General features: G+C 59.5%; 8 protein-coding genes. 3 read left to right on the top strand and 5 right to left on the bottom strand.

Annotated features, from left to right (window positions below; all coding sequences use genetic code 11):
• Window positions 1-185 precede the first annotated feature (185 nt).
• Window positions 186-299: a protein YohO gene (locus tag ABLV11_RS06795; RefSeq protein WP_004103838.1), complete on the top strand. Its 114-nt coding sequence runs from the start codon at window positions 186-188 to the stop codon at window positions 297-299.
• On the opposite strand, the gene ABLV11_RS06790 is transcribed toward ABLV11_RS06795, so the two are convergent.
• The 5 genes from ABLV11_RS06790 to bglX form a co-directional block, all read right to left on the bottom strand.
• Window positions 274-1011 carry an ABC transporter permease gene (locus ABLV11_RS06790; RefSeq protein ID WP_004103840.1) on the bottom strand — a complete coding sequence of 246 codons (738 nt, stop codon included), beginning with the start codon at window positions 1009-1011 and terminating at the stop codon, window positions 274-276. The two genes, ABLV11_RS06795 and ABLV11_RS06790, sit on opposite strands and share 26 nt — an antisense overlap.
• Window positions 995-1942, bottom strand: coding sequence for an ABC transporter ATP-binding protein (locus tag ABLV11_RS06785; protein WP_049594110.1), 948 nt, complete (start codon window positions 1940-1942; stop codon window positions 995-997). Before ABLV11_RS06785 ends, ABLV11_RS06790 begins: the two co-directional genes overlap by 17 nt.
• Window positions 1935-3092, bottom strand: a complete 1158-nt coding sequence (locus ABLV11_RS06780) for an ABC transporter permease (protein WP_224258020.1) — start codon at window positions 3090-3092, stop codon at window positions 1935-1937. Before ABLV11_RS06780 ends, ABLV11_RS06785 begins: the two co-directional genes overlap by 8 nt.
• A 7-nt stretch (window positions 3093-3099) precedes the next feature.
• Window positions 3100-4017: an ABC transporter substrate-binding protein gene (locus ABLV11_RS06775; protein WP_348855235.1), complete on the bottom strand. Its 918-nt coding sequence runs from the start codon at window positions 4015-4017 to the stop codon at window positions 3100-3102.
• A gap of 166 nt (window positions 4018-4183) precedes the next feature.
• Window positions 4184-6481, bottom strand: coding sequence for a beta-glucosidase BglX (gene bglX / locus ABLV11_RS06770; protein WP_348855234.1), 2298 nt, complete (start codon window positions 6479-6481; stop codon window positions 4184-4186).
• A gap of 194 nt (window positions 6482-6675) precedes the next feature.
• Between bglX and dld the strand changes: the two genes are divergently transcribed.
• Both dld and ABLV11_RS06760 read left to right on the top strand, forming a co-directional pair.
• Window positions 6676-8418, top strand: coding sequence for a D-lactate dehydrogenase (gene dld / locus ABLV11_RS06765; protein WP_032728550.1), 1743 nt, complete (start codon window positions 6676-6678; stop codon window positions 8416-8418).
• Window positions 8419-8511: 93 nt separating this feature from the next.
• Window positions 8512-9066 (top strand): GNAT family N-acetyltransferase, encoded by a 555-nt coding sequence (locus ABLV11_RS06760; RefSeq protein WP_004103848.1) that lies wholly within the window; start codon window positions 8512-8514, stop codon window positions 9064-9066.
• The last annotated feature ends 119 nt before the right edge of the window (window positions 9067-9185 follow it).

Raw genomic sequence — 9185 nt, 5'->3', positions numbered from 1 at the left:
GCCACACTGCATACGAAAAATGCTTGCATGGCATAACAGTATCTACCGGCCCGCAGACGGTGATGAACCGTAGCCCGGCTAAGCGCAGCGCAAGCCGGGGGGCTGTCGTAGCTAAACCGCAATTAATGTTTCATTAACACCTGCGCTTCACCGTATAATCCTTGCATTAACATCAGGAGCCTATTATGAAGCCAGCGAAAATTGCGGTTATTACTCTGTTCTTATTTATGGCCATCAGCGGCATCGGCGGCGTGATGCTGGCCGGCTATTCATTTATTGTTCGCGGCGGTGTCGGCTGATTAGCCGGGTCAGCCGTTCAAAGCCGCGATCGACGATAATCGCTGCCAGCGCCACCAGCAGCGCCCCCTGAATGACATAAGCGGTATTAAATCCGCTCAGGCCGATAACAATCGGCGTGCCGAGCGTATTCGCGCCGACGGTTGACGCAATGGTCGCCGTCCCCATATTCACGATGGTCGAGGTACGAATTCCGGCGAGCATCACCGGCGCCGCCAGCGGCAGCTCCACCTTTATCAATCTCTGCCAGCCGGTCATTCCCATCCCCTGAGCGATAGATAATACGCCGGACGGTACCGCCCCCAATCCCGCCAGCGTACCCTGCAAAACCGGCAATATGCCGTACAGCGCCAGCGCGATCAGCGCGGGCTGCCAGCCGAATCCCATCACCGGAACCGCAATCGCCAGCACCGCAACCGGTGGAAACGTCTGTCCCATCGCGGCGATCGTCTCTACCAGGGGGCGAAACTCATGGCCGGAAGGCCGGGTGACCGCAATCCCTGCCCCGACGCCCACCACCGTAGCCGCGAGGCTGGAGAGTGCCACCAGCCAACAGTGCGCCAGGGTCAGCGAAATAAAACTCTCCTGCTGATAAACCGGGCGCGGCAGCTCGGGAAACAGCGCGCTGAATAGCGGCGCGCTGTAGGGCAACGCCAGCAGCAGCGCGACAAACATTGCGCTCAGCCACAGCAGCGGATCACGTAGCACCTTCACGCCGGGCCTCCTCGCGCAGCAGGTCGGCAAAATGCAACGTCCCGCAGGACTCTCCCCGCTCATCCACTACCGGCAATACCTCGCAGCGATGAGCAATAAACTGCGATAGCGCCTCGCGCAGGGTCATCGCCACGTTTAACGCATCTCCCGCCAGGCGCTCATCGCGGCGCAGATAATCACTCACGCCGCGCAGCGACAGCAGGCGCACGCCCAGTTCGCTGCGGCCAAAGAAGGTCTGCACAAAGGCATTTTTTGGCTCCAGCAGCATCTGCAGCGGCTCGCCCTGCTGCACTACTTCGCCGCCGTCCATCAACACCAGATGATCCGCCAGCCGCAGCGCCTCATCGATATCGTGGGTCACCAGCACAATCGTGCGTCCCAGCAGGCGATGAATGCGGATCATCTCCTGTTGCAGAGCTTCCCGCGTCACCGGATCGAGCGCGCCAAAGGGTTCGTCCATGAGCAACACCTGCGGATTCGCCGCCAGCGCGCGCGCCACGCCGACACGCTGCTGCTGGCCGCCGGAAAGCTGATGGGGATAACGTTCGCGCAGCACCGGCTCGAGCCCCAGCAAGGCCATCAATTCATCAACCCGCGCCTGCGTTTTTTGCCGCGACCACTTTTGCAGCTGCGGAACGGTGGCAATGTTTTGCGCCACCGTCCAGTGGGGAAACAGGCCGATGGACTGGATGGCGTAGCCCATTCTGCGGCGCAGTTCGAGCACCGGCTGCTGGCGGATATCCTGCCCGGCGAAACGGATCGTCCCGCTATCATGCTCCACCAGGCGATTGATCATCTTCAGCGTGGTCGATTTCCCCGAACCTGAGGTGCCAATCAGCACCGAAAATGCCCCCTCGCGCAGATGCAGATTGAGGTTTTTCACCGCAGGCTGTCCGGCAAAGGCTTTATTGACGCCGTCGAACTCAATCACGGACCTCTCCTTTGAGTAATGCGCCCCACAGCGCGAATAGCGCATCCACCACCACCGCCAGCGCGATGGTCGGGATCACCCCAAGCAGCACCAGATCCAGCGCGCTGCTGAGTAGCCCCTGGAAAACCAGCGCGCCAAAGCCGCCTGCGCCAATCAGCGCTGCGACGACCGCCATACCGACGGTTTGTACGCTAACCACCCGCAGGCTGCGCAACAATACGGGCAATGCCAGCGGCAGCTGTACCTGACGAAACCGCTGTCCGCCGCTCATCCCCATCGCCACCGCGCTCTCCAGCGCTTCACGCGGAACCTGCTGCAGGCCGACCGTCACCCCGCGTACCAGCGGCAACAGCGCATACAGCACCAGCGCAATCAGCGCAGGCGTAATGCCGGTTCCGGAAACGCCGAGCTGGGCAAGCGAAGGAAACTGGCGCGCCAGCCCCGCCAGCGGCGCAATAAGCAGGCCGAACAGCGCCACGGAGGGAACGGTCTGAATCACATTGAGAACCGCAAAAACCGGCGATTGCCAGCGAGGGAAGCGCCAGAGCCAAACGCCAATGGGCAGCCCAATCAGCAGCCCCGGCAGCAGGGTACCGAGCAGCAGAGTCACATGCTGCGACAGCGCATCGTCAAACACTTCCCGGCGATTGAAATACTCTTTCAGCAGAGAGAGTTCATCGAGGCTCCCCAGTCCCAGCAGCAGCGCGGGCAGCAGCCAGATTTGCGCATTGAGCAACCAGCGCCACAGGGCACGGGAAGTCAGACGGCGAACGGCATCGCTGGCGATAAGCAGACAGAGCGCCAGCGCCAGCCACAGGCCGCTGCCCGGCGAGGTACGGGCCAGCGACGAACCGTTCTGCGCCAGCTGCACCGCCGCCCCGCCGGCCCCCCAAAGCAGCGCAGGCAGCAGCAGATCCGCCAGCAGGAAGATGACCAGCAGCGGGAAGCGCCCCGGCCGCCAGCACAGCAGCGCGATTAACAGCGCCGCCCCCGCCTGCACGCCCGCCAGCCATGGCCAGACCTGCCATAGCCAACGGCCCTCGCCGGATAACAGCCGGTTAGGCGCATAATTGATAAACGGCAGCGCCATCGCCAGCAGCAGTAATAATGCCAGCAGCAGCGCAACGCGGTTACAGCAACGAATCGTCACGCGAACTCTACTTCAGCAGCCCTTTTTGTTGCAAATAGTCGGCGGCGACTTTCTTCGCATCCAGGCCCTCTACCGCAATACTGGCGTTCAGCTTTTGCAGGGTCTTTTCATCCAGGCTGGCAAAGACCGGCTGTAGCCAGTCGGCTATCTGCGGGTATTCTTTCAGCACTGCTTCACGCACGACCGGGGCCGGGGCGTAAATTGGCTGCACGCCCTGCGGGTCGCTCAGGGTTTGCAGGCCCAGCGCGGCGACCGGGCCATCGGTGCCGTAGGCCATCGCCGCATTTACGCCGGAGGTCTGCTGCGCCGCCGCTTTAATGGTGACCGCCGTATCGCCGCCCGCCAGCGACAGCAGCTGGTTCTGTTTGAGCGTAAAGTCGTAGGCTTTTTCAAATGCCGGCAGCGCGTCTGGCCGTTCAATAAATTCCGCCGAAGCGGCCAGCTTAAAGTCACCGCCCTTTTGCAGATAGCCGGCAAGGTCGCTTAACGAGGCGAGGTTATTTTTTTCCGCCAGATCCTGACGAACGGCGATGGTCCAGGTATTGTTGGCCGGAGCCGGGGTAAGCCACACGAGCTTATTCTTTTCCGCGTCCAGCTTTTTGACTTTCTCGTAGCCCTGCTGCGCGTTTTTCCACGCCGGGTCGTTCTCCGCTTTAAAGAAGAAGGCGCCGTTACCGGTATATTCCGGATAGATATCCAGTTCACCGGCGGTTATCGCTCCGCGCACCACCGGCGTGGTGCCGAGCTGGATTTTATTGACGGTTTTCACTCCGTGGCTTTCCAGCACCTGCAAAATAATATTGCCGAGCAGCGCCCCTTCGGTATCGATTTTTGAGCCGACTTTAACCGGCTCCGCCGCCTGCAGCGGCAGACTTATCAGGGCCGCCAGCGCCAGCGTGCCGGACCACATACTTGCCTTTATCATTCTCGCGTCCCTCTTTAATTTGCGCTCCATTAACAGGAGCTTAAGCAAAAAGCGTAGTTCATTTGGGGCGGAGCGGAAAAAGAAAAGGCCGATAAATCGGCCTTTGGGATAAGGAATGCGTGTTCCCGTGCGGCGGCCACAGCCTTACCCGGGCGACAAAGCGCAATTACAGCAGTTCGAACTCGCCCTGCTTCACGCGGGCGGAATCGACGCCGATAAAGACGTTGAATTTGCCCGGCTCGGCGTCGTACTTCATCTGCTGGTTCCAGAACTTCAGCGCCTCAATGTCAATCGGGAAGCTGACGGTTTGCGTCTCACCCGGCTTGAGGGTCACCTTCTTAAAGCCGCGCAGCATTTTCACCGGCCGGCTCAGGGAAGCGGTGACGTCCTGCAGATAAAGCTGAATCACCGTCGCCCCTTCACGCTTGCCGGTATTGGTCACCTGCACGCTGGCGGTTACGCTGCCGTCGCGCTGCAGGGTCGGCGCCGACATTTTCACATCGGAAACGCTAAAGGTGGTATAGCTCAGGCCGTGGCCAAAGGGATAGAGCGGGCCGTTGGCCTCGTCAAAGTAGCGCGAGGTGTACTTGTTCGGCTTATCTGCATTGTACGGGCGACCGGTATTGAGATGGCTGTAGTAGGTTGGGATCTGCCCGACCGAACGCGGGAAGGACATCGGCAGTTTGCCCGACGGGTTGTAGTCGCCGAACAGCACGTCGGCAATGGCGTTGCCGCCTTCGGTACCGGCGAACCAGGTTTCGAGTATCGCATCGGCCTGCTGATCCTCTTTCACCAGCGCCAGCGGACGACCGTTCATCAGCACCAGCACCAGCGGTTTACCGGTCGCTTTCAGCGCGCTAATGAGGGCGCGCTGGCTCTGCGGCAGGGTGATGTCGGTGCGGCTGGAGGCTTCATGCGCCATACCCTGCGCTTCACCCACCACGGCAACCACCACGTCGGACTGCTTCGCCGCCGCCACCGCTTCATCAATCATCTCCTGCGGCGAGCGCGGATCAACCTGCACCGCTTTCTCGTACAGATTAAGGAAGTCGACGATACCTTTATCATCAGTGACGTTGGCGCCTTTGGCATAGATGATTTTGCCCTGATCGCCCAGCGCCTTTTGCATTCCGGCCAGCACGGTGACCGACTGATCGGCCACGCCCGCCGCTGACCAGCTGCCCATCATGTCGCGCTTGCTGTCGGCCAGCGCGCCGATTACCGCGATAGTGCCCGATTTTTTCAGCGGCAGCGTGTCGAGACGGTTTTTCAGCAACACCAGGCTTTCGCGCGCCACTTCACGCGCTTCTTTACGATGCAGACGGCTTTCGGCGTTGGTATCCTGCGGATCGGAATCTTTCGGCCCCAGGTGGCTATAGGGATCGTTAAACAGCCCCATATCGTATTTGACGTTCAGCACGTGGCGGGTTGCATCATCGAGCTCCGCCATCGTCACCTTGCCGGACTTCACCAGCCCGGGCAGATACTTACTGTAGTATTCATCGCTCATGCTCATGTTGATACCGGACTTCAGCGCCACGCGCACCGCGTCTTCCGGGTCCGCGGCCACGCCGTGTTTGATCAACTCCTTTATGGCCCCATGGTCGGACACGGTGATGCCTTTGAAGCCCCACTGGTCGCGCAGCACGTCCTTCAGCAGCCAGGAATCCGAGGTTGCCGGAGTACCGTTAAGCGAGTTGAGCGCGACCATTACCGCGCCGCTGCCTGCGTCCAGCCCCGCTTTATACGGCGGCATATAGTCGTTAAACAGGCGCTGCGGGCTCATATCGACGGTGTTGTACTCTTTGCCGCCTTCGACCGCGCCGTAGGCGGCAAAGTGCTTAACGCTGGTCATCACCGAGTAGCGGTCCGCCGGGCTTTTGCCCTGCATGGATTTCACCATCTCTTCCCCCATGATGGTGGTGAGATAAGTGTCTTCGCCAAAGCCTTCCGAGGCGCGGCCCCAGCGCGGGTCGCGGGAGACGTCGACCATCGGCGCCCAGGTCATGTTCAGGCCATCGTCGGCCGCTTCGTAAGCTGAAATCCGCCCGACGGTATTCACCGCATCGAGGTTGAAAGAGGAAGCCAGGCCAAGAGATATCGGAAATACCGTGCGCTGGCCGTGCAGCACGTCAAAAGCGAAAAACAGCGGGATTTTCAGGCGGCTGAGCGCCATCACCTGATCCTGCATAGCGCGGATATCATGGCGGGTCACGGTGTTAAAAATCGCCCCTACCTGCCCCTCTTTTATCATTTCGCGGATGGCTTCTTTCGGGTTATCCGGACCGACGCTAATCAAGCGCAGTTGACCGATTTTTTCGTCCACCGTCATTTTCGTCAGCAGTTCGGTCACAAACGCATCCCGCGCCTGCGGCGTTAAGGGATGATTGCCGAACAATTCATCCGCCAGCGCGGGTTGCAGCGCCAGGCTCACAGCGACGCCTACAGTACAAAGCCATTTCATTTTTATCCCTCATTGTTCCAGTCGGCCAGATCGGCGAAAAGATAGCAAAAATCGAAGTCTGCCATAAACATAAACGAGACGCCTGAAGAAAGCGCGCGTTGTTCTCTGATTTTTCGAAACATTGATGCATCAAATTGTCATACAAAGGGCTATTCTTATTTTTGATAATTTTGTACCGCCACAAGGAGTGGAACATGTCATCTGCAACAACTCATAACAACGCTTTTCTGGCTGAACTCGCTCGCCTGGTTGGCACCTCCCATCTGTTGACCGACCCGGCCAAAACCCAGCGCTATCGCAAAGGCTTCCGCTCCGGCCAGGGGGAAGCGCTGGCGGTGGTCTTTCCCGGCACGCTGCTGGAGCTGTGGCGCGTGCTGAACGCCTGCGTCAACGCCGATAAAATCATTCTGATGCAGGCGGCAAATACCGGCCTGACCGAAGGATCAACGCCGAACGGCAATGATTACGATCGCGACATCGTCATTATCAGCACCCTGCGCCTGGATAAACTGCACCTGCTGGATAAAGGCGAACAGGTACTGGCTTATCCCGGCACAACGCTCTATTCGCTGGAAAAAGCGCTGAAGCCGCTGGGTCGCGAACCGCACTCCGTCATTGGCTCATCCTGCATCGGGGCATCGGTGGTCGGCGGGATCTGCAACAACTCCGGCGGCTCGCTGGTACAGCGCGGCCCGGCGTATACCGAAATGTCGCTGTACGCGCAAATTGATGAAAACGGCAAGCTGACGCTGGTGAACCACCTCGGCATCGACCTCGGCACCACGCCGGAGCAGATCCTCAGCCGCCTCGACGACGAGCGGGTTAAAGATGAAGATGTCCGCCACGATGGCCGCCACGCTCACGATCACGATTACGTCACCCGCGTGCGTGACGTGAATGCCGATACCCCGGCGCGCTACAACGCCGACCCGGACCGTCTGTTTGAATCCTCGGGTTGCGCCGGCAAGCTGGCGGTGTTCGCCGTGCGCCTCGATACTTTCCCGGCGGAAAAACGCCAGCAGGTGTTCTACATCGGCACCAACCAGCCGGAAGTGCTGACCGAAATTCGCCGCCATATTCTCGCCGAATTCAGCCATCTGCCGGTTGCGGGCGAGTATATGCACCGCGATATTTACGACATCGCCGAGCAGTACGGGAAAGATACCTTCCTGATGATCGACAAGCTCGGCACCGATAAAATGCCGTTCTTCTTTACTATGAAGGGCCGCACCGACGCGATGCTGGAGAAAGTCTCTCTGTTTAAGCCGCACTTCACCGACCGCTTTATGCAGAAGCTGGGTCACGTCTTCCCGGCGCACCTGCCGGAGCGAATGAAAACCTGGCGCGATAAATATGAACACCATCTGCTGCTGAAAATGGCGGGCGATGGCATCGAAGAAGCCCAGGCATGGCTTGGAGAGTATTTCCAGAATGCCGAAGGGGATTTCTTCGTCTGCACCGCGGAAGAAGGCAGCAAAGCCTTCCTGCACCGCTTTGCCGCTGCGGGTGCGGCGATCCGCTATCAGGCGGTTCACGCCGATGAGGTGGAAGATATTCTGGCGCTGGATATCGCCCTGCGCCGTAACGATACCGAATGGTTTGAGCATCTTCCCGCTGATATTGACAGCCAGCTGGTGCATAAGCTCTATTACGGTCACTTTATGTGTCACGTTTTCCATCAGGATTACATCGTGAAAAAAGGCGTCGATGCCCACGAACTGAAGGAGAAAATGCTGGTGCTGCTGAAGGAGCGCGGCGCTCAGTATCCCGCCGAGCATAACGTCGGCCATCTCTATGAGGCGCCGGAAAGCTTAAAACGTTTCTATCGTGAGAACGATCCAACCAACAGTATGAACCCGGGGATCGGCAAAACCAGCAAGCAAAAATACTGGGGAGAAACGCCGGATAACGCGGCAAGCACTACCGACCCGCAATAATCCCCACGAGGGGCTGTTCAGCCGCGGGGCTTCTGTATTACGCTGCACGCCGGAGAAATCTCCTCTCCGGCAAACCCGCTTAAGGAACCCAACATGTCCGCAGTGGATAAATTACACGACGCTGACTTAGAGATCCGCGAGGCGCTGCCCGATGACGCCCACGCCATCGCCGCGCTGTACGTCTGGCACGTGCTCAATGGACGCGCCTCTTTTGAAGAGATCCCGCCGACCGTCGACGAGATGCGCAAGCGTATTAAAACCGTGCGCGATAGCGGGCTGCCGTGGCTGGTTGCCCTGTGGCGCGGAACCATCGTCGGCTACTGCTACGCCACGTTTTATCGCCCTCGCCCGGCCTACCGCTACACTCTCGAAGAGTCCATTTACGTGGAGGCGGGAATGGGCGGACGCGGCATCGGCAGCGCGCTGCTCTCCCGGTTAATAGAGAAATGCGAACAGGGACCGTGGCGACAGATGTTGGCCATTATCGGCGACGGCCACAGTAACGCCGCGTCGATTGCGATTCATAAAAAGTTCGGTTTTAGCGTGGCGGGCCAGCTGCGCAGCGTTGGTTATAAGATGGGCGACTGGCGCGACACCTTGATTATGCAGCGCCCGCTCGGCGATGGCGACTGGACGCTGCCGGAGTAACCCCTCGGGGTCGCGGGTAAGCGGTAGCCCGGACAGGCGCGCCAGCGCCGCCTCCGGGAAAATCCCCCGGCTCGCGCTGCGCTTAGCCGTATATGGACACCTCCCGTTATGCAAGCCAT

It is taken from the genome of Klebsiella sp. GW_Kp181 (assembly GCF_040062315.1).
GTDB classification, from domain to species: domain Bacteria; phylum Pseudomonadota; class Gammaproteobacteria; order Enterobacterales; family Enterobacteriaceae; genus Klebsiella; species Klebsiella oxytoca.
This window is presented reverse-complemented; position numbering and strand designations above follow the sequence as displayed.